Below are 22,071 nucleotides of genomic sequence, written 5' to 3'. Positions count from 1 at the left end.
GGCTGCCGTTGATCCGGGTGGACGGCCGGACCCTGCGGTGCGCGGACGTCGTGACCGCGGCGCGCACCGAAGGCCCGCTGGGCATCGACGTCTCGATCGCCGCGCTGCGGGCGGCCGAGCACGCGTGGAAGCTCGCCGAAGAACTGAGCACGCGCCGGGTCGTCTACGGCCGGACCACCGGCGTCGGGGCCAACAAGGACGACACCGTCGAAAGCTCGGTGGAACACGGCCTGCGGCTGCTGCGCAGCCACGCGGGTGGCAGCGGCGACGAGCTGCCGGCCGGCCAGGTGCGGGCGATGCTGCTGATCCGGCTCAACCAGCTCCTGGCCGGCCGCTCCGGGATCAGCCCCGAACTGATCGGCGCGCTGGCCGAAGCGGTCCGCACCGGCGCGCGGCCGCTGGTGCACCGGCTCGGCGCGATCGGTACCGGTGACCTGGCGCCGCTGGCCGAGGCGGCGCTGGCGCTCACCGGCGAACGGCCGTGGGTCACCGGGCACGTGCCGCCGGTGCCGGTGCGGGCAGGCGACGCGCTGGCCTTCATGAGCAGCAACGCCGCGACGCTCGCCGAAGCGACCCTCGCGGCGATGCGGCTCGACACGCTGACCCGCGCGAGCCACGCCGTCGCGGCGCTGACGTACGTCGCGCTCGACGGCAACCCGGAGGCGTACGCAACGCCGGTGCACGAAGCACGGCCGCACGCGGGGCAGGTCGCCTGTGCCGCGGAGATGCGGCGGCTGCTGGGCATGCACCAGACGCCGAAGCCGGGACGGCGGATCCAGGACCCGTTCGGCCTGCGGGCGTTCCCGCAGGTCCAGGGCCCGGCGCTGGACGCGATCCACTATCTGCGGGACGTGCTCGCCGTCGAGATCAACGCGAGCACGGAGAACCCGATGATCTCGGCCGTCCACGGCGACGCCTACCACCACGCGCACTTCCACACCGCGTACGTGTCGACGGCCCTGGACCAGGCCCGGGCGACCGTGCACCAGGTGGCGGAGCTGTCGGTGGCGCGCCTGGGCGACCTGGTGGAGCCGGAGTTCACCGGCCTGCGGCCGTTCCTGGCGGCGGGGCCGCCGGGCAGCTCGGGCGTGATGATCCTGGAGTACGTGGCCCACGACGCGCTGACGGAGCTGCGGCAGGCGGCGCTCCCGGCCACCCTCGGCACGGCGGTGGTCTCGCGCGGCATCGAGGACCACGCGAGCTTCTCGACCCAGGCGGCCCGCGCGGCGACGGCGGCGTGCTCGGCTTACCAGCAGGTGCTGGCGTGCGAGCTGGTGGCCGCGGTCCGCGCGCTGCGCATGCGGGAGGCGGACCTGGTGGAGCTGCCGGTGCGCGACGCCTTCGAAGCGGCGTCGGAAGTGCTCGATCCCGGCCTCGACGACCGGCCGCTCACCGACGACATCGCCGCCGCCGGCGGGGTACTGGACTCCCTCGCCCGCATCTAGCCGTGAACCCGGATCGCCCGTTCCGCCAACAACGGGGCAGATGGCCTCACGACAGGCAGGCGGTTCCTTGAGTTCACCAGGTGAAGCCGGGGATGACGCGGACGTCATCACCGCGTCGCTGAAGCACCCCGAGCGGTTCGCGGTGGTCTTCGACCGCCACGCGCCGCACATCCATCGCTACCTCGCCCGGCGGCTCGGCGGTCAGGCCGCCGACGACCTGATGGGCGAGACGTTCCTCGTCGCGTTCGGCGGGCGCGCCCGCTACGACCCGGCGTTCCCGAGCGCGCGGCCGTGGCTCTACGGGATCGCCACCAACCTCGTCGGGCAGCGCCGCCGCGAAGAGGCCCGCGAATACCGGCTGCGCGCCGCGCTCGGGCCGCCCGCCGAGCAGGACGGCCACGCGGACCGGGTCGCCGAGCGCGTGACGGCCCAGGCGATGAACGGCCGGCTGGCCGCCGCGCTCGCCGGGCTGGCCCGCGGGGACCGCGACGTCCTGCTGCTGATCGCCTGGGAGGGGCTGGCCTACGAGGAGGTCGCGACCGCGCTGGGGATCCCGGTCGGCACCGTCCGGTCGCGCTTGAACCGGGCCCGCAGGAAGGTCCGCACCGCGCTGGCACCCGAGGAGGTCTCGAACCATGGATGAGATGCAGCTGCTGCGCGACTTCGCCGGCCCCGCCGGGCTGCCGGGGCCCGAAGACCTGGCCCGGAAGCGAGCGGAACTGCTCGCCGCCGCCTCGGTCCGTCCCCGGCGTCGTCGGGTGCTCTGGGGCGGGGTCACGGCGGCCGGGCTCGCGGCGGCCGCGGCCGCCGCCGTCGTCCTGACTCCGGCCGCGACCCCGGTCCCGCCGGATCCCGAGCCCGAACCGGTGCGCATCCTGCACGCCGCGGCCGCGAAGGCGCGCGCCGTGGCGGACGTCGTCCCGCGGCCGGACCAGTTCGTCTACACGAGGACGCGGCTCGCGGACGGCCGGGAGAACGAGACGTGGGCGTCGGTGGACGGCACCCACGACGGGCTGCAGTTCCTCTACGGCCACGAAGCCTCGCTGGCGGGGTGCCGCGACGGGAAGCGCGTGCAGCACGAGAGCCACGGGAGGACGGTGACGAACCGGTGCGTGCCGCACCCGGCCGCCCCCACGGACCTGCCCACCGACGCCGACGCCATGCTCGCCTACCTGCACCAGCGCACCCACGGCGAAGGCGACACCCTGCACGACCTCGGCAGCGAAATCATCGAGCTGGCCGAGGGCTACCTGCGCCCGGCGGTGCGGGCCGCGCTCTACGAAGCCGTGGCGAAGGTGCCCGGGCTGGTGGCCCGCGCCGACGCGAAGGACGCCACCGGCCGGACCGTCCTCGGCGTCACCTGGGACAGCACGACCGTGCACGGGATCGGCAACCAGGCCGAGTTCCTGTTCGACCCGGTCACCTTCGCCTACCGCGGCTCCGGGACCGATGCCGTGGTGAGCCAGGGGATCGTCGACGCGGTGCGGCAGCGGCCCTGAACGCGCGAAGGGCCGCCCCGGGAATCCCGGAGCGGCCCTTCGGCGGATGGCTCAGCCGAAGAAGACTTCGGCTTCCTGGTAGCGCTCGACCGGGACCGTCTTCAGCTCGGCCGTCGCCTCGGACAGCTTCACGCGGACGATGTCCGTGCCCTTGAGGGCGACCATCACGCCGAAGTCGCCGTCCGCGACCGCGTCGACCGCGTTGAGGCCAAAGCGGGTGGCCAGGACGCGGTCGTAGGCCGTCGGGGTGCCGCCGCGCTGGACGTGGCCGAGGACCACGGCGCGGGACTCCTTGCCGGTGCGGTGGGCGATCTCGTCGGCCAGCCAGGTGCCGATGCCGCCGAGGCGGACGTGCCCGAAGGCGTCCTTCTCGCCGGTGAGCAGCTTCTCTTCGCCGCCCTCGGGCAGCGCGCCCTCGGCGACGACGATGATCGGCGCGAACTCCTTCTCGAAGCGGCGCTCGACCCAGGAGACGACCTGGTCGACGTTGAAGTGCTTCTCCGGCACCAGGATGACGCTCGCGCCGCCGGCCAGGCCGGAGTGCAGCGCGATCCAGCCGGCGTGCCGACCCATGACCTCGACGACGAGCGCGCGGTGGTGCGACTCGGCCGTGGTGTGCAGCCGGTCGATCGCCTCGGTGGCGATGGAGACCGCGGTGTCGAAGCCGAAGGTGTAGTCGGTGGCGCCGAGGTCGTTGTCGATCGTCTTCGGTACACCGACGACGCCGACGCCGTCGTCGGTCAGCCGCTTCGCGACGCCGAGGGTGTCCTCGCCGCCGATCGCGATCAGCGCGTCGACGCCCTGGTCGGCGAGGACCTGCTTGATCTTGTCGACACCGCCGTCGACCTTGTACGGGTTCGTGCGCGAGGACCGCAGGATGGTGCCGCCGCGGGTGAGGATGTCCTCGACGTCGTTCAGGCCCAGCGGGCGGCTGTCGCCGGTGAGCGGGCCGTTCCAGCCGTTGCGGAAGCCCACGAAGTCCCAGCCGTGCACCTCGATGCCCTTGCGCACCACCGCGCGGATCACCGCGTTGAGCCCCGGGCAGTCGCCGCCGCCGGTCAGCACACCGACACGCATGAGAAGCCTCCGTCTGTTCTCGGGAGATGACAGTCACATTTCGTCAGACGTCAGAGTAGCGGCTCTCGTCTTGATCGGTGCAGGGCGTACCACCTGCCGGATCGGTCTTCGTGGCGGCTGTGCTACGTTGACCCCGTGCAGCGCTATTTCTGGTTTACGAAGCCGGCCCCGGGTGGGCGCGGCGGCGTGAACCTGCGCTGACTCCCACCCCGAGCCGGATTTCGAAACCGGCTCGGCGAGTCCCCCGCGGGTCGGTGTCCACCAGGAAGGAACACCCCCGCCATGACGCTCTCCGCCGGACCGGCCACCATCGGTGACCTCGACGCCGCGCGCACCACGTCGATCAGTCCGCTCATTTCGCCCGCGCTGCTGCGCGAAGACCATCCGGTCGACGCCGCCGTCGCCAAGGTGGTGCGCCAGGGCCGGGCCGAGACGGTCGACATCCTCGAAGGCCGCGACGACCGGCTGCTCGTCGTGGTCGGCCCGTGCTCGGTCCACGACCCCGAGGCGGCCCTCGACTACGCCCGCCGCCTGGCCGCGAAGGCCGAGGAGCTGCGCGGCGAGCTGCACATCGTGATGCGCGTGTACTTCGAGAAGCCGCGCACGACGCTGGGCTGGAAGGGCCTGATCAACGACCCGGACCTCGACGGCACGTTCGCCGTCAACAAGGGCCTCCGGATGGCCCGCAAGCTGCTGCTCGACGTGTCGGCGCTCGGCCTGCCGGTGGGGTGTGAGTTCCTCGACCCGATCACGCCGCAGTTCATCGCGGACATCGTCACGTGGGGCTCGATCGGCGCGCGCACGGCGGCCAGCCAGGTGCACCGCCAGCTGTGCAGCGCGCTGTCGATGCCGGTGGGCATCAAGAACTCGACCGAGGGCGACGTCCAGGTGGCGATCGACGCCACCCGCGCGGCGGCGGCGAGCCACGTGTTCCCGGGCATCAACACGGACGGGCTGGCGGCGCTGCTGACGACGTCGGGCAACCCGGACTGCCACGTGATCCTGCGCGGCCACAACGGCGGGCCGAACTACGACGCCGCCACTGTCGCGGACACCCTGGCGCGGCTGGCGAAGGCGGGGCTGCCGGAGCGGGTGATCATCGACGCTTCGCACGGCAACAGCGGCAAGGACCACGTGCGGCAGGGTGTGGTGGTTTCCGAGCTGGCCGCGCGGCTGGCTGCGGGTGAGCGCGGGATTTCGGGGCTGATGATGGAGAGCTTCCTGGCCGGTGGGCGGCAGGAGCTTTCGCTGGGGCACGCCGCGGAGCTGACCTACGGGCAGTCGATCACGGATGCCTGTCTGGCTTGGGACGACACCGCGCCGCTGCTGGACGAGCTGGCCTCGGCGGTGCGGGCGCGGCGCTGAGAGGTCCCCGGCCTGGGGGTCCCCCGGTTTTTACGTTACCGGAGAGCACCGACAATTCCGGGTGGCTCTGGGTGGCTCTGCGCGCTTCCGAGGTGCCGGGCGGCCGGGTGGGCGGGGCTCGATCGTGTGCAGTGAATGACTCATTCCTGGCGTCGGAGGTCCTGAATGAGTCATTCACGACGTTCGGGCCGGGCTCGCGCCGCCGTCGCGATGCAGTGAATGACTCATTCCTGGCGTGCCATGCCAGGAATGAGTCATTCACTGCGTTCGGACCCCCGGCAAGCCGGGCGTCAGCGGCGCGAAAGTGTCGGTGCCTGCCGGTAGCGTGGAAAACGGGGGGCGCCCCCGCGGCCCCGGCTCTCGGCCGACAGGATCAGCGCCGCGGGAAGTAGCTCTCGATGACTTCCCACCGCGCCAGGTTGTGCTTCGCGTCCGCCAGCGCATCGTGCTGGTCCGTCGGTGCCGCCGGGAGCTTCGGCTTCCCCGCGTCCTCCCACCGCTGGCGCAGGTCCCGTGTGAACCGCGGCAGCTGCCGGGGCAACGCCGGCATCGGGCCCCACAGCTGGGCCAGCGCCACGTGGTCGTACGCCGCGAACCAGGCCCACAGCTCGATGCCGCCCGGGGGCTTGCCGAAGAACTCCAGCAGGTCGTTGCGGATCCTCTCCCTGCTCCGCCACGCCCGGTCGGCCGGTGAGGGCAGCTTGTCCAGGACGTTGTCCCGGACCCACGGCCCCGCCTTCGAGGGGTCGAACTCGGTCGAGACCGCGTAGAACTCGCGGCCCTGCTCGTCCACCACCCCGATCGACACCAAATCGATGGTCACGCCGTCTTCGATGAACTCGGTGTCGTAGAAAAAACGCACTTCGGGAAGGTAGCAGCGGCGCGAAGCGCCTCCGTTGAGGGTGGTGGTGGGGAGGAAGGCGGAGAGTGGTGGCTCAGCCGACCTTGGAATCCGGCACCCGGGCCGCGTCGCGCGCGGAAGGCTGGGCGGGCACCGCGGGCTTGACCCCGGCCGCCTCCGCCGCCAGGAGCTCCTTCGCCTTCGCCGCGTAGATGTCGACGTACTCCTGGCCCGACAGCTCCATCAGGGCGTACATGATCTCGTCGGTGATCGACCGCTCGATGAACCGGTCACCCGAGAGACCTTCGTAGCGCGAGAAGTCCAGGGGCTTGCCGAACCGGACCTCGAGCCGCCGCGGCCACCACATCTTCGAGCCGATCGGGTTGACCTTGTCCGTGCCGACCATCGCCACCGGGATCACCACGCCGCCGGACTCCAGGGCGATGCGGGCGACGCCGGTCTTGCCCTTGTACAGCCGTCCGTCCGGGGAGCGGGTGCCCTCCGGGTAGATGCCGAGCAGGTGCCCCTCGCGCACCAGGCGGATCGCCGTGTCGAGCGCGGCCTGGGCGGCGTTGCCGCCGGAGCGGTCGATCGGGAACTGGCCGACGCCGGTGAAGAACCACTTCTTGAGCGTGCCCTTGAACCCGGGCTCGGTGAAGTACTCGGACTTGGCCGGGAAAGTCACCTTGCGCTTGACCCGCAGCGGCATGAAGAACGAGTCCGCGACCGCCAGGTGGTTGCCGGCCAGGATCGCGCCACCCGTCTCGGGGATGTTCTCCGCGCCGACGACCTTGGTCGGCCAGAGCGTCTTGAGCAGCGGTCCGAGGAACACCCACTTCATGAGCCAGTACAGCACCGGTGCCTCAGTCCTCCATCGCAGCCGCAGCCCCTGTCCACCCGAGACGAACAGCCTACGAACACCGGCGGCCGCCGCACAACGCCGACCACCCGGTTACCCCGTCCGCAGCGATCGATCTCACAGCGAATTCACGGCCCGGGCGGACCCCCACAACGCCCGCCGGGCGTGAGAGCATGGACGGACTGCCCCGCTCACACGGAAGGCGATCGCATGGGCGTGCTCGCCGGCGCGGAACCGTTCGGCCACACCGGTTCGGCCGAAACCGGGTTCCTGCTGTGCCACGGGTTCACCGGTACCCCGGCGAGCATGCGGGCCTGGGGTGACCACCTGGCCGCCGCCGGGTTCACGGTGCGCTGCCCGCTGCTGCCGGGCCACGGCACCCGCTGGCCGGACCTCAACCGCACGACGTGGGAAGACTGGTACGGCGCCGTCCGCGAGGCCCTGCTCGCGCTGTTGGCGACGTGCCGGACCGTCTTCGTCGGCGGCCTCTCCATGGGCGGCACGCTCACCCTGCGCCTGGCCGAGGAGTTCGGCGACCGGATCGCCGGGATCGTCCTGGTCAACCCGTCGGTGACGCGGCTGAAGTGGGACACCCGGCTGCTGCCGGTGCTGGGCCGGATCGTGCCGTCGGTGCCGGCGATCGCGAACGACATCAAGAAGCCGGGCGAGACGGAGCTGGCCTACCCGCGCACGCCGGTGCGCGCGGCGGCGAGCCTGGCGAAGCTGTGGGCGGTCGTGCGCGCCGACCTGGCGAAGGTGACGCAGCCGGTGCTGCTGCTGCACTCGTCGGTCGACCACGTCGTCGAGCCGGTGAACTCGCAGCTGGTGCTGGAGGGCGTCTCGAGCACCGACGTCACCGAGGTCGTGCTGGAGAACAGCTACCACGTGGCAACCCAGGACAACGACGCCGAAGTGATCTTCACCCGCAGCGTCGAGTTCGCGAAGGCCCACGCCGCCCAGCCCGAGGAGACCGCATGAGCCGGGGGAAGGACGGGCCGGAGGACGTCGACGCGACGTTCGCCGAGATCGTCGCCGACCTGCGCGCCGGCGGGTTCGGGCTCCCTGAAGACGACACCGCCGACACCGCGGAAGCCGCCGGGACCGAGTCGCGCAAGACGCCGGAGCGGCCCGCCGAGCCGCCGGCCGTGGACACCCCGCCGGATCCCGGCTGGCGGTCCGGCGGCACGTCGTGGGACACCACGATGTTCTCCGACGACCCGGCGGACGACGACGAGCACTACGTCCCGCCGGAGCCACCGCCGCTGCCCCGGCCGAAGATGGGCGCGTTCCTCATCCTGCTGCTGTTCCTGGCCGGGCTGTTCCTGCTGATCCTGCCCGGCGCGATCGGTGTCGGCCCGACGGTGGCGACCCCGCTGGGCATCCTCGCGCTCGCGACGGCGATCGCGCTGCTGCTGCTCCGCGTGCGCCAGGGCCCGCCGCCCGGCGCGGACCCCAGCAACGGCGCCCAGGTCTGACGGACGGCGATGCACATCGAGTTCAGTCCTTCGCGGCGATCGACCGTCGGCGCGGAATGGGAGCTCGGCCTGGTGGACCGCCGCAGCGGCGAGCTGTCCTCGGTCGCCGAGCAGATCCTGGAAGCCGTCCGGCCCGACGGGCAGGCGGAGCACCCGAAGATCAAGCAGGAGCTGCTGCTCAACACGATCGAAATCATCACCGGCGTCTGCGACACGATCGCCGAGGCCAAGGCCGACCTGGCCGACTCACTCGACGTCGTGCACGGCGTCGCCGACCCGCTCGGCGTCGAGATGTTCTCGGCCGGGACGCACCCGTTCTCCAACTGGTACCAGCAGAAGGTCACCGACAAGGAGCGCTACGCCAAGCTGATCGACCGGACCCAGTGGTGGGGACGGCAGATGCTGATCTACGGCGTCCACATCCACGTCGGGGTCGACCACCGCGAGAAGGTGCTGCCGGTGCTCGACGCGCTGCTCAACTACGCGCCGCACCTGCAGGCGCTGTCGGCGTCTTCGCCGTACTGGGGCGCCGAGGACACCGGGTACGCGTCGAACCGGGCGCTGATGTTCCAGCAGCTGCCGACGGCCGGGCTGCCGTTCCAGTTCCGGAAGTGGGCGGAGCTGGAGAGCTACGTCGAGGACATGTTCACCACCGGCGTGATCGACAGCTTCTCGGAGATCCGCTGGGACATCCGGCCGTCGCCGAAGCTCGGCACGATCGAGATGCGCGTCTGCGACGGCCTGCCGACGCTGGAGGAAGTCGGCGCGATCGCGGCGCTGACGCAGTGCCTGGTCGACGACTTCGTCGAGCGCCTGGAAGACGGCGAGATCCTGCCGACGCTGCCGCCGTGGCACGTCCAGGAGAACAAGTGGCGCGCGGCCCGCTACGGCACGGACGCGATCGTCATCCTGGACGCGGCCGGCCGCGAGCGGCTGGTCACCGACGACGTGGCGGACCTGCTGGACCGGCTCGAGCCGGTGGCGCGCCGGCTGGACTGCGTGGCCGAGCTGCGCGACGTCGAGACGATCCTGAAGTACGGGCCGAGCTACCGGCGGCAGCGCGCGGTCGCCGAGCAGCACAAGGGCAGCCTCAAGGCCGTGGTGGCGTCGCTGGTCGCCGAGATGCGCGACGGGATCGCGCGCGGCTAGAGCCGGTCGAGCTGCGTGCGGAGCGTGCCGGGCCCGAGGATCGACGCGCCGAGGGCTTCGACGCGCCGTTTCAGCTCCCGGTCGGCCGTCGCGACCAGGACCTCGGCCTGCTGCTGCGCGACGACCTCCACGATCTTCGAGTCGCCGTCGGTGTCCGCCGCGACGACTTCGACGCCTTCGGTACCCGTGACGTGCTTCGCCTTTCCTTCGACGACCAGCACGATCCGCGGCCACCAGGTCACGGCCGGGTCGTCCCGGTCCGGCACGCCGGCTTCGGCGAGCTTGGCGAGCTGGTCACGGAGGCGCTCGGCGGCACCGTGCCGATCGCGCCACCAACCGTCGGGACGCGAGCCGACGACGTTGGCCGCGTCGACGACCAGGACGAGTTCGCGCCCGACGCGGTCGCGCAGAGCGGGCCACGCGGCGGCGAAGTCGCGGTGAAGGGGGTAACCGGGGACGTCGTCGGGATCCACCCAGCGCACCTCCGCACTTTCGGTGTTGGCGACGCGCGCCTCGGCGCCGTCGGCGAGGGCGAGAACGGTGGTGTAGCTCCAGTCGCCGTGATCGACGACGGACGCCGAGACCGCGCGAAAGGCATCGGCGGGGACGGAGGCCTCTTCGAAGGCTTCGCGGGCCGCGGCGGTGCGGGCGGTCTCGCCGGCTTCGATGGCCCCGCCGGGCAGGGCCCAGGTGCGGCCGTGGTGCACCCACCAGGCGCGGCGCTGCAGGAGGACGCCGCGGGCGGGATCGACGAGCAGCAACCCGGCGGCGCCGTAGCGGCCCCAGTGCACGTGCCCGCAGGAACAGCGGACGAACACACTCGCGGAGGGGGCACTCACCTGCTCAGCCTGTCACACGTCGGTCGTGGGTCGCTGGTCGTCGCGGGCGGTCGGCTGCGGATCGGCCCGGTCCGCACGGCTGCTCCGGCCGCTTCGGCCGCTTCGGCCGCCGATCAGAGCGGCCAGGAAGATGCCGAGGGTGCAGCCGCCGAGGATGACGCCGGCCAAGACCGAGGCGGGCACGAGCGGCTTGACCAGGAAGTGCGCGACGAGCGTCCAGCCCGCGAGGACGAGACCGCTCGCGGCCACCTGCGCCCATTTCCGGTTCGCCTTCCGCCGGGCGAAAGCCGCGGCGGCGATCAGAATGGCTCCCCCTACGCCGATCCACACTTCCGTCGGCATCCCCGCTCCCTTCCCCTCGTGGGGGATACCCGATCGAGAGTGGGCCGACACCGGGCAATTCGCCGGGCCGAACGCGGGCGCCGCTGCAGCCGCGGGAAAAGCCACGGCAGCAGACGAACGGGAACGCAGACGGGGCGGCGGGAAAGACCACCGAAGGATCGGCCACAGTCCCAGCCCGGATCAGACCGGGGTCTTCGCCACCTCCAACGCCAAAGCCGCCGCACCGACGATCGCCGTGTCGTCGCCCAGGTGAGCCGTCCGGATCCTCGCCAACGGCCGGTGACGCGCCCCCGTGATCGTCCCCGCGTAGTGCTCCCGGGCCTCGTCGAGGAACAGCGGCGCCGACTCCGACACCCCTCCCCCGATGACGATGATCTCCGGGTCGAACACGTCCGCCACCAGCGCCAGGCCCTCGCCGAGCCACTTGGCCAGCTCCGCCATCGCCAGCTGGGCGATCGGGTCGCCGTCGCGGGCCGCGCCTGCCACTCGCCTGCCCGTGACCGATCCCGGGTCGCCCGCGACCTGCGGGGCCAGCACCGTCGAGCGGCCCGGGTGGCGGGCCAGCAGCTCCACCGCCGTCGCCGCCAGGGCCGTTCCGCTGCAGTAGCGCTCCCAGCAGCCGTACTTGCCGCACGGGCACGGGCGGCCGCCGCGGACCACCGTCAGGTGGCCCAGCTCCGGGGCCACGCCGTACGCGCCGCGGTACAGCTTGCCGTCCAGCAGCAGCCCCGCGCCGATGCCCGTGCCCAGGGCCACCAGGGCCGCCACCTGGGCGCCGCGGGCCGCTCCGAAACGGTGCTCGCCCACGATCGCCGAATTGACGTCGTGCTCCAGCAGCACCGGCAGGCCGACGCGCTTCTCGATCCGGTCGGCGACCGGGGCGCCGCGCCACGCCAGGTGCGGGGCGAACATCACCGAGCGGCGGTCGCGCGCCACGAAGCCCGCCACCGCCAGCCCGACCCCGGCCACCTCGTGGCGGTTGCGCAGGTCCTCGACCACGCCGGCGATGGCGTCCTCGAGCGCGCCCTCCTCGGTCGGCGTCGCGACGCGCGCCGTGTCGAGCAGGGAGCCGCGTTCGTCCACCACGCCGGCCCGGATGCTCGTCCCGCCGACGTCCACCCCTATCGTCCGCAACTCAGCTCTCCCACTCGTCGCGCCGGCGGACGGCGATGTGCTGCACCCGCGGCGACGGCCGCGGGTCCGCGGGCCGCGGCGCGGGCCGGAACCCGGGCATGTGCACGCCCTCCTCCGGCTCCCAGCGGTCCGCGAGCACCGCGCGCAGCAGGGCGACCAGCTGCGCGAGCTGCTCGGCCAGCCGCGCGACCAGCTCGGGCCGTTCACCCCGTACCACCGCGACGATCGCACAGAACGGGCACCACCCGCACGCCGAACCATCCGGTTTCGCCTCGTCAAGCGCGCCGTGCCCGGCCGCCAGCACGCCTTCGAGCCACGGCGCCGCCTTGTCGGCGACCAGCTCGGCGAGCAGGCGGATCTCCTCCGTCAGGCGCGGCCCGTGTTGCTCTTCGCTCACCCGCGTCCCCGGTTCCCGGCCAGGTGCACGACCAGGCCGTCGGCGTCGGACTCCGCGCCGGTGATCCGGCACGGCCGCAGCGGCTCCGGCAGGGCGACGAGCCTGCGGAAGCCGTCCACGGTGATCGCCAGGTCGTCGTCGACGCGGGCGAGGTCGACCTCGGCGTCCCGCGCGAGCGGGAGCGCGACGCGCAGAGTGTACCCGCCGTCGGCGGGCCGCACGCGCAGCAGCGGGGTGACCGGGGTGCCGTGGCCCGCGAGCGGGTCTTCGCCGCGGTAGAGCTCGGCGGCGATCTCCAGCAGCGCGGGCAGCCCGACCGGCTCGACGGCGCGGTGCTCGACCCGGGCGACCGGCGCGATCCCGGCCGCGGCGAGTTCGGCGAGCACGGCGTCCTGCTGCGTCCGGCGCGTGCGCAGCCAGGACGCGGCGCCCCCGCGCCAGATGCCGGGCGCGGGCATCAGCCGGTTGGCGATCAGGCCGTCGACGGCGATGCCGCGCAGGGCCAGCGAACTGAGCGTGCGCCGCGCCTCGGCGACGACCACCCGCTCCGGCGTCAGGACCAGCCGGACGGTCGTCACCACCGGGTCGGTGAGCAGGGCGCGCAGGCCGTCGAGGTGGGCGCCGAGGCGGCGCACCGAGTCCGTGACGCGGCCGCGCGGCCCGAACACGCGGGTCAGGTAGCCGGAGACGGCCTCGGGCAGGGCGAGCAGCCGCAGCGTCTCGGCCGTCGGCCCGCAGTCGACGACAACGGTCTCCCACGGGCCGTCCTCGGCCAGCCGGCGGACCTCGGTGAGGGCGAGCAGCTCGTCGACGCCGGGCAGCACGGTGAGCTCTTCGGCGTCGAGGGTGTCGAGCCCCGCGCCGGACAGCACCGCGCGCAGTTCGCCGCGCAGCCGCTCCCAGGAGGCGTCCACCAGGGTCCGCGCATCGACCTGCACCCCCGAGAGCAGGGCGTCCACTTCGGACGGTTCCGCGCCGAGGGGGCGGGCGAAGGCGTCACCGAGGGAGTGAGCCGGGTCCGTGGACACGACGAGGGTCTTCCTGCCGCGGGCGGCGAGGGCGGCGCCGGTGGCCGCGGCCAGCGTGGTCTTCCCGACACCCCCCTTGCCGGTGCACAGCAGGATCCGCACGGGCTAGCCCTCGGCCCGCTTCTTGAGCTCCTTCAGCGCGGTGTCCATGACCATCTTCTCGGCCTTGCGGCGCAGCAGGCCGATCATCGGCAGCGCCAGCTCGACCGACAGCGTGTAGGTGACCCGCGTCCGGCCGCCGAGGTCGGCCAGCGCGTAGCGGCCGTTCTGCGCCTTCTGCATCTGGCCCTTGACCAGGTGCCAGCTGACGCCGAGGCCGTCTTCGTCCCAGTCGTACTCGAGGGTGTAGACGTCCTTGATCGGACCGGCGTCGAGGGTCAGCTTGACCTGCTTCGCCCGGCCTTCGGCGTCGGTGTCGAGGACCTCGGCCTGCCGGACGGCCTTGGCCCATTCCGGGTACGCGGGGAAGTCGGCGATCACGGCCATCACCCGGCTGGGCTCGGCGTCGACCTCGATGGACTGTGTGGACTGCTCGGCCATGGTCGAAGCGTAGCCGCCGCGGTTGGTCACCAGCGCAGCACGTAGGGCTGCCCGGTCTCCTTGAAGTGCCCCACGTTGCGGCACTCGGTCAGGCCGACCCGGGCGCGGGGCGCCAGTGGCTGGTGCACGTGCCCGAACACCGACCAGCGCGGCCGCTGCGCCCGGATCAGCTCCAGCAGCGCCGTCGAACCGATCTCGCTGCGGCGGGCGACGACGTCGTAGGTCAGCTCCGGCAGGGCCGGCGGGCCGTGCGTGCAGAGCACGTCCACGTCGGTCAGCGCGGCCACGCTCCGGTCGTAGTCCGCGCGGTCCCGCAGGTAGGGCCGCCAGGCGGCGCCCTTGCGGGGCCGCGGGACGACGCCGTCGGGCAGCAGCGCGCCGCCGACGAACCCGAACCGCAGGCCGCCGATCTCCGCGACCTCGCCGTCGAGCACCCGCACGCCCTCGCCGGCGAACTCCGGCCACAGCGCCGGGGTGTCGACGTTGCCGGGGGTGGCGTAGGTGGGCGCGGTCATCGCCGCGAACAGCGTCGCGTACTGGCTGCGGATGGCCTCGTCGACCGCGGAGGCCGGGTCTTCGAGGGTCGCCCAGAGCGTGCGCGAGAAGGCAACGGTTTCGTCACGGGTGCCCTCGCGGCGCAGGCGGGCGAACTCGCCGACCTTCTCGCCGCCGAACAGGGCGCCCATGATGCCCTTTTCGTGGTCGTGGTAGTCGACGAAGTCGATCAGGTCGCCGAGCACGACCAGGGCGTCCGCCCCGTCGCCGGCCCGCTTCAACGCGTCCGCGTTGCCGTGCACGTCCGAGACGACGTGTACCCGCACCCTGCTCCCCTAGCTCTCGCGCGGAGGGACGCCGGGCTCGCGCCCGTCCTCCAGGATCTCCTTGAGCCCGAGCGCGATCGCCTTGGCCGCGCGGGCCCGCCGGTCGAACTCCCGCCGCAGGTCACGTGGCGCCAGCGCACGGGGCGCCCCGGCCGCGTCGGCGGGGGTCGCCCGCAGGAAGTAGTGCAGCAGGGTGCCGTCGAGCACCGGCTCGAGCCAGACCTCCATCGTACCGACGAGCGCGCCCGTCACGGTCCAGCGCAGGCCCTTGTCCCCCCGGTCGGTGTAGACCTCCAGGACCAGGTCGGGCCAGTAGCGCCGCCAGGAGGCCGGCTCGGCGAAGACCGCGGCCACGGTGGCGGGCGGAACGGCGAGGAACGTCTCGTCGACGATGTCGAGTGAGGGTGGCGCGTTCACGTGCGAAGAATGTCACGGCCTCGCCTCGCGGGGTCGATCAGCATGGTCTTAAGGTGCTCACCACGCTAAGTTGACTGGCGGGTAACAGCGGTGTCACCTGCCGCACGCGTTTGAACACGGAGGTCCACGTGCGCGAATACAGCGCTCCCGCCGGCAAGCCGGTGGCCGACGACGAAAACATGTCCGACGTCGTCTGGGCGAACGCCGAGCGGTTCTCCGACGTGGTGAGCTTCCGCCGCCAGGTCGAAGGCAGCTGGCTGGACGTGACCGCCAAGGAGTTCGCGGCGGAGGTGCTGGCCGTGGCCAAGGGCCTGGCCAAGGCCGGGATCGGCCGCGGTGACCGCGTGGGCCTGATGTCGAAGACCCGCTACGAGTGGACGCTGATCGACTTCGCGATCTGGGCGGCCGGCGCGGTGACCGTGCCCATCTACGACACGTCCTCCCCCGAACAGGTGCACTGGATCCTCTCCGACTCGGCCGCCAAGGGCGTGTTCGTCGAGACGAACGCCCACGCCGCGGCGGTCGAGGAGATCCGCGACCGGCTCACCGACCTGCAGAACACCTGGCAGATCGAGGGCGACTCCCCCGCCGTCGAGGAGCTGTCCACGCTGGGCGCCTCCCTTTCGGACGACGAGCTGCACGACCGCCGCCGCGAGGTGACCGCGGACGAGCTGGCCACCATCGTCTACACCTCGGGCACCACCGGCCGCCCCAAGGGTGTCGAGCTGACCCACCGCAACCTCCTGGCCGAGATCCGCGCCGACATCGAGGCGTTCCCGCAGCTGATGGAGCAGGGCAACTCGCTGCTGTGCTTCCTGCCGCTGGCGCACGTGCTGGCCCGGGCGATCGCCGTCACCGCGCTCACCGCCCGCGTCACCCTCGGGCACACCCCGGACGTCAAGAACCTGGTCGCCGACCTGGGCACCTTCCGGCCGACGTTCGTCGTCGCCGTGCCGCGCGTGTTCGAGAAGGTCTACAACTCGGCGAAGCAGAAGGCCCACAGCGAGGGCAAGGGCAAGATCTTCGACGCCGCCGAGGCCACCGCGGTCGCCTACAGCGAGGCGCAGGACAAGGGCGGCGCCGGGCTCGGCCTGAAGCTGAAGCACCTCGTGTTCGACAAGCTGGTCTACGGCAAGCTGCGCGCGGCCCTCGGCGGCCGCTGCGTCGCGGCCGTCTCGGGCGGCGCGCCGCTGGGCGCGCGGCTGGCCCACTTCTTCCGCGGCATCGGTGTCCCGGTGTTCGAGGGCTACGGCCTCACCGAGACGTCCGCGGCGGCGAACGTCAACACGCAGACGGCGTTCCGCGTCGGCACGGTCGGCAAGCCGGTCAACGGCACGTCGGTCCGCATCGCCGACGACGGCGAGGTCCTCCTCAAGGGCGACGTCGTGTTCCGGGCGTACTACAACAACCCGCAGGCGACGAAGGAAGCGCTCACCGACGGCTGGTTCCACACCGGCGACCTGGGCGAGCTGGACCCCGACGGCTTCCTGAAGATCACCGGCCGCAAGAAGGAGATCATCGTGACGGCGGGCGGCAAGAACGTCGCCCCGTCCGGCCTCGAGGACACGATCAAGGCCTGCCCGCTGGTCAGCCAGGCGATGGTGGTCGGCGACCAGCGCCCGTTCATCGCGGCACTGGTCACCGTGGACGAGGAGTACTTCCCGTCCTGGAAGTCCCAGCACGGCAAGCCTTCCGGCGCTTCGGTGGCGGACCTCGCCGCGGACCCGGACCTGCTCGCGGAGATCCAGGCCGCGGTCGACGAGGCGAACAAGTCGGTGTCCAAGGCCGAGGCGATCAAGAAGTTCACCGTGCTGGCGAACGACTTCACCGAGGCCGGCGGGGAGATCACGCCGAGCCTGAAGCTGAAGCGGAACGTGGTCACGAAGAACTACGCCGACGACATCGAAGGCCTGTACAAGAAGTAGCCGATCAAGGCCGGGTGAAGCCGGTGCTGCGTTCCACCTTCGCCACGTGCAGGGTGTAGCTCTCGTACCACTCGGCCCGCCCGCGCCGCTGCGCCGCCCGGTGCTCGGCGTGGCTCCGCCACTGCGCGAGCGCGTCGGCGTCGCGGAAGTACCCGACGGTGATGCCGAGGCCGCCGGGGGTCTGGGCGTGGTCCATGCCCAGGTACCCGGGGATCGCCGCGACCAGCTCCTCCATGCGCGCGTTGGTCTCGGCGTAGCCGCTCTGCTCGGCGGTGCGCACGGTGCTGAAGACGGCCACGTAGTACGGCGGTTCGAAGGGGCCGACCGGCGCTTCCGGGTGATCGCTCATGGCGTCACCGTAGGGTGGCCCGCCCGGGCGGGCCACCCGTTTCTCACGGTGTGCGCTCGGCCGCGATGAAGTCGCGGTACCAGCGGTAACTCGACCTCGGCGTGCGGGCCTGCGTCTCGTAGTCGACGTGGATCAGCCCGAAGCGGTGCTTGTACCCGTGCGCCCACTCGAAGTTGTCCAGCAGCGACCAGCAGAAGTACCCGCGCAGGTCCACGCCGGCCACGGCCGCGGTGCGGACCGCCTCGATGTGCTCGCTCAGGAAACTGATGCGCTCGTAGTCCGCGAAGTCACTCCGGTCCGCGTACACGCACCCGTTCTCCGTGACGTACACCGGCGGCAGCCCCGGGTAGCGGTTGTGCAGGCCCACCAGCGCTTCCGTGAGGCCCTCCGGCTCGACCGGCCAGCCCATCCCGGTGCGCGGGACGTCCGGCAGGCGCGTGGTGTCCACCCCGATGTCGGCCACCGTCCGCCGGGCCGGGGCCGGCTCGCGGTGCGGAGCGTCCGCGCAGTGCAGGCGGTAGTAGTAGTTCACGCCCAGGTAGTCCAGGGGCGCCCCGATGATCTCCAGGTCTTCGTCGCGGCGGAACGAGAAGTCCGAGACCCCGTCGAACATCGCCGCCAGGCCCGGCGCGTACCGGCCGCCGAACAGCGGGTCGGTGAACTGGCGGCGCAGGAGCGTGTCCTGGCGGGCGGCCGCCGCCGCGTCCGCCGGCGAGTCGGACACCGGAACCGCCGGGGACTGGTTGAGGACGATGCCGAACTGGTGCGGCAGCGCCGCCTGCTCGCACATCGCCCGGACCGCCAGGCCGTGGCCCAGCAGCAGGTGGTGGGCGGCCGCCAGCGCGCCGTGTCCCTCCCGCGCCCCCGGCGCGTGGCGGCCTTCGCCGTACCCGGCCACCGCGCACGGGTACGGCTCGTTCAGGGTCGTCCAGAAGTCCACGACGTCGCCCAGTTCCCGGTGCACCAGCGCCGCGTACTCGGCGAACCGGTACGCCGTGTCGCGGGAGCGCCAGCCGCCCTCGTCCTCCAACGCCTGGGGCAGGTCCCAGTGGTAGAGCGTCAGGAACGGCTCGATCCCCCGCTCCCGCAGCCCTTCCACCAGCCGCCGGTAGAAGGCGAGGCCCCGGCGTTCGGGAGCACCCCGGCCGGACGGCTGGATCCGCGGCCACGACACCGAAAACCGGTAGGAGTCGACCCCCAGTTCGGCGAGCAGGTCGAGGTCGGCCTCCCAGCGGTGGTAGTGGTCGGCCGCCGGTTCGCCGGTGTGGCCGCCGGCCACCGCGCCGGGCACCGACGCGAAGGTGTCCCAGATGGACGGTCCGCGGCCGTCGGCGGTCGTGGCGCCCTCGATCTGGAACGCCGAGGTCGCGACGCCCCAGCGAAAGGCAGGCGGGAAACTGGAAGTCACGGTGAGCTCCGGGAGGGGTCAGCCCTTGAGCGCGCCCTGCATGATGCCGCCGACGATCTGGCGGCCGAACAGCAGGAACACGATCAGGACGGGGACGGTGCCGATGGTGGCGGCGGTGAGCACGAGCGTGTAGTCGGTGGTGTAGCCGCTGGCCAGAGTGGACAGTGCGGTCTGGACGGTCGGGTTCTCCGGCACCAGCACCACCAGCGGCCAGAAGAAGTCGTTCCAGGCCTGCATGAAGGTGAACAGCCCGAGCACCGCCGCGGCCGGGCGGGCGGCGGGCAGGGCCACGTGCCAGAACAGCCGCAGCGAGCCGCAGCCGTCCATCCGGCCGGCTTCCAGCAGCTCCAGCGGGAGCGCCCGCTCGAAGTACTGGCGCATGAAGAACACGCCGAACGCGGTGACCAGGCCGGGCACGATCACCGCCTGCAGCTGCCCGGCCCACCCGAAGTCGGCCATCATCATGTACAGCGGCACGACGCCCAGCTCGGTCGGGATCGCCTGGGTGGCGACCACGACGAGCAGCAGCGCCGTCCGCCCGCGGAAGCGCATCTTGGCGAAGGCGAACCCGGCCAGCGTCGAGAACAGCACCACCGACACGGTGATCGTGCCCGCGACGATGAGCGAATTGCCCAGCGCCAGCGCGAAGTCCGTCTCGTCGAAGACGCGGGCGATGTTCTCGAACAGGTGCCCGCCGGGCACGAGCACCGGCGGCACCTTCCCGACCGCCTCCGTCGTCTGCGAAGAGACGACGAACGACCAGTACACCGGGAACGCCGAGCCGGCCAGGATGGCGATCAGCGCGGCGTAGGTCCACGGGCTCGCGACGCGGCGCGCGAGCCGCCGGGCCCGCCCGGGCGAGGTCGACGGCGGCGCGGGTGCCGCCGGGGTCAGCACGGTGGTCATGTCCGCTCCTCAGTCCGTGGAAATGCGCCGGGTCACCAGGTACGACAGGCCCGCGACGAGCATCGTGGCCACGGCCAGGATCAGCGCGATCGCCGAGCTGTAGCCGAAGTCGTACTTGGCGAATCCCTGTTCGTAGAGGTAGAGCGCGGCCGTCTGGAACTGCCGGTCCGACCCTCCGGTGGCGGCCGCGGTGCCGGGGTTGAACAGCAGCGGCTCGGCGAGCAGCCGCATGTTCCCGGTCGTCGCGATCACCGTGGAGAAGATGATCTGCGGCCGCAGCAGCGGCACGGTGATCCGCCAGAACTGCTGCCACCCCTTGGCGCCGTCGAGGGTGGCGGCCTCGTACATGCTCGACGGGATCGCCTGCATCGAAGCCAGGAAGATCAGCGCGTGGTAGCCGGTCCAGCGCCACACCACCATCGCCGCGATGGCGGTGTGCGAGCTGGCCGTGCCGGCCTGCCAGTCGACCTGCCCGGCGCCGAACCAGCTCAGCACCCAGTTGACCAGGCCGAAGTCCCGGCCGAACAGCTGCGCGAAGATGATCGTCACCGCCGCCACCGAGGTGATGTTCGGCAGGATCATCCCCATCCGGAAGAACATCCGCCCGCGCAGCCGCCGGTTGAGCAGGTGGGCGATGCCGAGCGCGAACAGGATCTGCGGGATCGTGGTCAGCAGCCACAGGCTGACCGTGTTCCCCATCGAGTTCCAGAAGTACGGGTCGTGGAACAGCAGCTGCTCGTAATTGCCGAACCCGATGAACTGCGCACCCTCGGCGTCGATGAGGTTCCGCTTCTGCAGCGACACGACGGCCGTGTACACCAGCGGGAACAACCCGAAGACGCCGAAGATGAGGAAGTACGGGCTGATGAAGCCGAACGGCGACAGCTTGACGTCCCACTTCTGCCGCCGCTCGGCGAAGGTGAGTGCCATTACTTGATCTTCGCGACGTCACCGACCAGCTGGTCCCACGCCGCCGGGCCGTCCTGCTTGCCCTGCTCGACGCGCTGCATCGCGTTGCCGAACTCGGTCTGCACGTCGCCGGCCTTCGGGCCCTGGTACTGCGGGTTCAGCTTCTTCGCCGCGTCGGTGAACACCTTGCCCACCGGCGCGTTGTTGAAGAACGGGTTCGTGTAGCCGGTGATCTTCGGGTCGTCGTAGAGCGACGGCGCCGAGGGCAGCAGGCCCTTGCTGGTGAACACCTTCGCCTGCTGCTCGGGCGCGGTCAGCCACGCGGCGAGCTCGGCGGCTTCCTTGGTGTGCTTGCCCTGCTTGGGCACGGTCAGGTACGAGCCGCCCCAGTTGCCGCCCCCGCCGGGCACGGCCGCGACGTCCCACTTGCCCGCGGTGTCCGGCGCCTGGTCCTTGATCTTGGTCATCATCCACGCCGGGCAGGTGACGGTGGCGAACTGGCCCTGGGTGAAGCCGGTGTTCCACTGCGGCGTGCTGTAGAGCAGGCCGGCGCTCAGGTTCGCCTTGACCGCGTCGACCACGAGGTCCCAGCCCTGGCGCAGCGCCGGGTTGCTGCCGACGATGATCTGGTCGTTCTGGTCGTAGTAGCCCTGCGGCGCCTGGCCGACGATCGCGTTGAGCACGGTCGGGCCGCCGTCCATGAACTTGACGCCGTTCGGCGCCTTGGCCTGGAACTGCTTGCCCGCGTCGAAGAACTTCTGCCACGTGGGCCAGAGCGCGGAGACGGCGTCCCGGTCCTCCGGCAGCCCGGCGGCCTTGAACATGTCGCGGCGGTAGCAGATGGCCAGGCCGCCGACGTCGGTGCCGTAGCCGATCTGCTGGCCGCCCTTGGCCAGCGACGCGGCCCACTTCCAGCTCAGCCAGCGGTCCTTGAGCTTGTCGCCGCCCACGGTGTTGAGGTCGACGAACTTGTCCGGCGTCGCCTTGAACTGGGCGACGTAGCCGGTGTCGATGGCCTCGATGTCCGCGGCACCGGCGCCGGTGGCCAGGTGCGCGGCGAGGTTCTTGTGGTGGTCGGAGTAGGCGGCGGTCCGCTCGGTGATCTCGATGTCCGGGTGCGCCGCCTGGTACTCCTTGATCAGGTCGGTGTAGCCGAAGTTGCCGAAGAGGCCGAGGCTCAGCTTGACCTTGCCGCCGGCGGCGCCGCTGTCCCCGCAGGCGCTCAGCGCGGTGAGCGCGACCAGGGTGGCACCCACCCCGGCGAGCAGGCGGATCCGGCGGTTTCTCGTTTTCGGGCGCATGAGATCTCCGTTGTTCTGCGGGCCGTCGGGAAAACGTGGGCCCCA

General features: G+C 71.9%; 24 protein-coding genes. 8 read left to right on the top strand and 16 right to left on the bottom strand.

Annotation, left to right across the window (positions count from 1 at the left end; genetic code table 11):
• The first annotated feature begins 8 nt into the window (after nucleotides 1-8).
• The 3 genes from ACFPLC_RS27860 (at nucleotide 9) to ACFPLC_RS27850 (ending at nucleotide 2,944) form a co-directional block, all read left to right on the top strand.
• Nucleotides 9-1,445: an aromatic amino acid ammonia-lyase gene (locus ACFPLC_RS27860; protein ID WP_378192853.1), complete on the top strand. Its 1,437-nt coding sequence runs from the start codon at nucleotides 9-11 to the stop codon at nucleotides 1,443-1,445.
• A gap of 67 nt (nucleotides 1,446-1,512) precedes the next feature.
• A complete protein-coding gene (locus tag ACFPLC_RS27855) occupies nucleotides 1,513-2,088 on the top strand; it encodes an RNA polymerase sigma factor (RefSeq protein ID WP_378192851.1) in 576 nt (191 codons plus the stop codon).
• Nucleotides 2,081-2,944, top strand: a complete 864-nt coding sequence (locus tag ACFPLC_RS27850) for a CU044_5270 family protein (RefSeq protein WP_378192849.1) — start codon at nucleotides 2,081-2,083, stop codon at nucleotides 2,942-2,944. The genes ACFPLC_RS27855 and ACFPLC_RS27850 overlap by 8 nt, the downstream gene beginning before the upstream one ends.
• A 51-nt stretch (nucleotides 2,945-2,995) precedes the next feature.
• On the opposite strand, the gene ACFPLC_RS27845 is transcribed toward ACFPLC_RS27850, so the two are convergent.
• The gene (locus ACFPLC_RS27845; protein ID WP_378192847.1) at nucleotides 2,996-4,021 is read right to left on the bottom strand and encodes a 6-phosphofructokinase; all 1,026 of its coding nucleotides are present in this window, start codon (nucleotides 4,019-4,021) and stop codon (nucleotides 2,996-2,998) included.
• Between the two features lie 282 nt (nucleotides 4,022-4,303).
• Between ACFPLC_RS27845 and ACFPLC_RS27840 the strand changes: the two genes are divergently transcribed.
• Nucleotides 4,304-5,386 carry a 3-deoxy-7-phosphoheptulonate synthase gene (locus ACFPLC_RS27840; protein WP_378192845.1) on the top strand — a complete coding sequence of 361 codons (1,083 nt, stop codon included), beginning with the start codon at nucleotides 4,304-4,306 and terminating at the stop codon, nucleotides 5,384-5,386.
• A 373-nt stretch (nucleotides 5,387-5,759) separates the two neighbouring features.
• On the opposite strand, the gene ACFPLC_RS27835 is transcribed toward ACFPLC_RS27840, so the two are convergent.
• Both ACFPLC_RS27835 and ACFPLC_RS27830 read right to left on the bottom strand, forming a co-directional pair.
• A complete protein-coding gene (locus ACFPLC_RS27835) occupies nucleotides 5,760-6,248 on the bottom strand; it encodes a polyadenylate-specific 3'-exoribonuclease AS (RefSeq protein WP_378192843.1) in 489 nt (162 codons plus the stop codon).
• A 73-nt stretch (nucleotides 6,249-6,321) separates the two neighbouring features.
• On the bottom strand, nucleotides 6,322-7,083 hold the full coding sequence (locus tag ACFPLC_RS27830; protein WP_378192841.1) for a lysophospholipid acyltransferase family protein: 762 nt from the start codon (nucleotides 7,081-7,083) through the stop codon (nucleotides 6,322-6,324).
• 213 nt (nucleotides 7,084-7,296) lie between these two features.
• Between ACFPLC_RS27830 and ACFPLC_RS27825 the strand changes: the two genes are divergently transcribed.
• From ACFPLC_RS27825 to ACFPLC_RS27815, 3 genes are read left to right on the top strand one after another with little or no spacing between them, the layout of a single operon-like run.
• Entirely contained in the window at nucleotides 7,297-8,064 is a 768-nt protein-coding gene (locus ACFPLC_RS27825; RefSeq protein ID WP_378192839.1) for an alpha/beta hydrolase, read from the top strand.
• Entirely contained in the window at nucleotides 8,061-8,561 is a 501-nt protein-coding gene (locus ACFPLC_RS27820) for a hypothetical protein (RefSeq protein WP_378192837.1), read from the top strand. Before ACFPLC_RS27825 ends, ACFPLC_RS27820 begins: the two co-directional genes overlap by 4 nt.
• 9 nt (nucleotides 8,562-8,570) lie before the next feature.
• On the top strand, nucleotides 8,571-9,710 hold the full coding sequence (locus ACFPLC_RS27815; protein WP_378192835.1) for a glutamate--cysteine ligase: 1,140 nt from the start codon (nucleotides 8,571-8,573) through the stop codon (nucleotides 9,708-9,710).
• Here ACFPLC_RS27815 and ACFPLC_RS27810 read toward each other — a convergent pair.
• The 8 genes from ACFPLC_RS27810 to ACFPLC_RS27775 form a co-directional block, all read right to left on the bottom strand.
• Entirely contained in the window at nucleotides 9,707-10,549 is an 843-nt protein-coding gene (locus tag ACFPLC_RS27810) for an NUDIX domain-containing protein (protein ID WP_378192833.1), read from the bottom strand. The genes ACFPLC_RS27815 and ACFPLC_RS27810 overlap by 4 nt on opposite strands.
• Before the next feature lie 12 nt (nucleotides 10,550-10,561).
• Nucleotides 10,562-10,891, bottom strand: a complete 330-nt coding sequence (locus tag ACFPLC_RS27805) for a hypothetical protein (protein ID WP_378192831.1) — start codon at nucleotides 10,889-10,891, stop codon at nucleotides 10,562-10,564.
• A 180-nt stretch (nucleotides 10,892-11,071) separates the two neighbouring features.
• The gene (locus tag ACFPLC_RS27800) at nucleotides 11,072-12,010 is read right to left on the bottom strand and encodes an ROK family protein (RefSeq protein WP_378193154.1); all 939 of its coding nucleotides are present in this window, start codon (nucleotides 12,008-12,010) and stop codon (nucleotides 11,072-11,074) included.
• A 16-nt stretch (nucleotides 12,011-12,026) separates the two neighbouring features.
• The gene (locus tag ACFPLC_RS27795; protein ID WP_378192829.1) at nucleotides 12,027-12,422 is read right to left on the bottom strand and encodes a hypothetical protein; all 396 of its coding nucleotides are present in this window, start codon (nucleotides 12,420-12,422) and stop codon (nucleotides 12,027-12,029) included.
• Nucleotides 12,419-13,552, bottom strand: coding sequence for an ArsA family ATPase (locus ACFPLC_RS27790; RefSeq protein ID WP_378192827.1), 1,134 nt, complete (start codon nucleotides 13,550-13,552; stop codon nucleotides 12,419-12,421). The genes ACFPLC_RS27795 and ACFPLC_RS27790 overlap by 4 nt, the downstream gene beginning before the upstream one ends.
• A gap of 3 nt (nucleotides 13,553-13,555) precedes the next feature.
• On the bottom strand, nucleotides 13,556-13,990 hold the full coding sequence (locus tag ACFPLC_RS27785) for an SRPBCC family protein (protein ID WP_378192825.1): 435 nt from the start codon (nucleotides 13,988-13,990) through the stop codon (nucleotides 13,556-13,558).
• Between the two features lie 26 nt (nucleotides 13,991-14,016).
• A complete protein-coding gene (locus tag ACFPLC_RS27780; protein WP_378192823.1) occupies nucleotides 14,017-14,811 on the bottom strand; it encodes a metallophosphoesterase family protein in 795 nt (264 codons plus the stop codon).
• 9 nt (nucleotides 14,812-14,820) lie between these two features.
• A complete protein-coding gene (locus ACFPLC_RS27775) occupies nucleotides 14,821-15,228 on the bottom strand; it encodes a polyketide cyclase / dehydrase and lipid transport (RefSeq protein WP_378192821.1) in 408 nt (135 codons plus the stop codon).
• Between the two features lie 128 nt (nucleotides 15,229-15,356).
• On the opposite strand from ACFPLC_RS27775, the gene ACFPLC_RS27770 reads away from it, so the two are divergent.
• Nucleotides 15,357-17,153 (top strand): AMP-dependent synthetase/ligase, encoded by a 1,797-nt coding sequence (locus ACFPLC_RS27770; RefSeq protein WP_378192819.1) that lies wholly within the window; start codon nucleotides 15,357-15,359, stop codon nucleotides 17,151-17,153.
• A 4-nt stretch (nucleotides 17,154-17,157) separates the two neighbouring features.
• Here ACFPLC_RS27770 and ACFPLC_RS27765 read toward each other — a convergent pair whose 3' ends face one another.
• Genes ACFPLC_RS27765 through ACFPLC_RS27745 form a run of 5 tightly spaced genes read right to left on the bottom strand, consistent with a single transcriptional unit; the run spans nucleotide 17,158 to nucleotide 22,026 of the window.
• Nucleotides 17,158-17,502: an antibiotic biosynthesis monooxygenase family protein gene (locus ACFPLC_RS27765; protein ID WP_378192817.1), complete on the bottom strand. Its 345-nt coding sequence runs from the start codon at nucleotides 17,500-17,502 to the stop codon at nucleotides 17,158-17,160.
• A gap of 43 nt (nucleotides 17,503-17,545) precedes the next feature.
• Nucleotides 17,546-18,910: a GH1 family beta-glucosidase gene (locus ACFPLC_RS27760; RefSeq protein WP_378192815.1), complete on the bottom strand. Its 1,365-nt coding sequence runs from the start codon at nucleotides 18,908-18,910 to the stop codon at nucleotides 17,546-17,548.
• An 18-nt stretch (nucleotides 18,911-18,928) separates the two neighbouring features.
• Entirely contained in the window at nucleotides 18,929-19,816 is an 888-nt protein-coding gene (locus ACFPLC_RS27755) for a carbohydrate ABC transporter permease (protein ID WP_378192813.1), read from the bottom strand.
• A gap of 9 nt (nucleotides 19,817-19,825) precedes the next feature.
• Nucleotides 19,826-20,746 carry a carbohydrate ABC transporter permease gene (locus ACFPLC_RS27750; protein WP_310976341.1) on the bottom strand — a complete coding sequence of 307 codons (921 nt, stop codon included), beginning with the start codon at nucleotides 20,744-20,746 and terminating at the stop codon, nucleotides 19,826-19,828.
• Entirely contained in the window at nucleotides 20,746-22,026 is a 1,281-nt protein-coding gene (locus ACFPLC_RS27745; RefSeq protein WP_378192811.1) for an ABC transporter substrate-binding protein, read from the bottom strand. The genes ACFPLC_RS27750 and ACFPLC_RS27745 overlap by 1 nt, the downstream gene beginning before the upstream one ends.
• Nucleotides 22,027-22,071: the final 45 nt, after the last annotated feature.

The sequence above is a fragment of the Amycolatopsis plumensis genome (genome assembly GCF_042652605.1).
Classification (GTDB): domain Bacteria; phylum Actinomycetota; class Actinomycetes; order Mycobacteriales; family Pseudonocardiaceae; genus Amycolatopsis; species Amycolatopsis plumensis.
The sequence above is the reverse complement of the archived record's forward strand: the minus strand, read 5'-3'. Positions and strand labels throughout refer to the sequence as shown.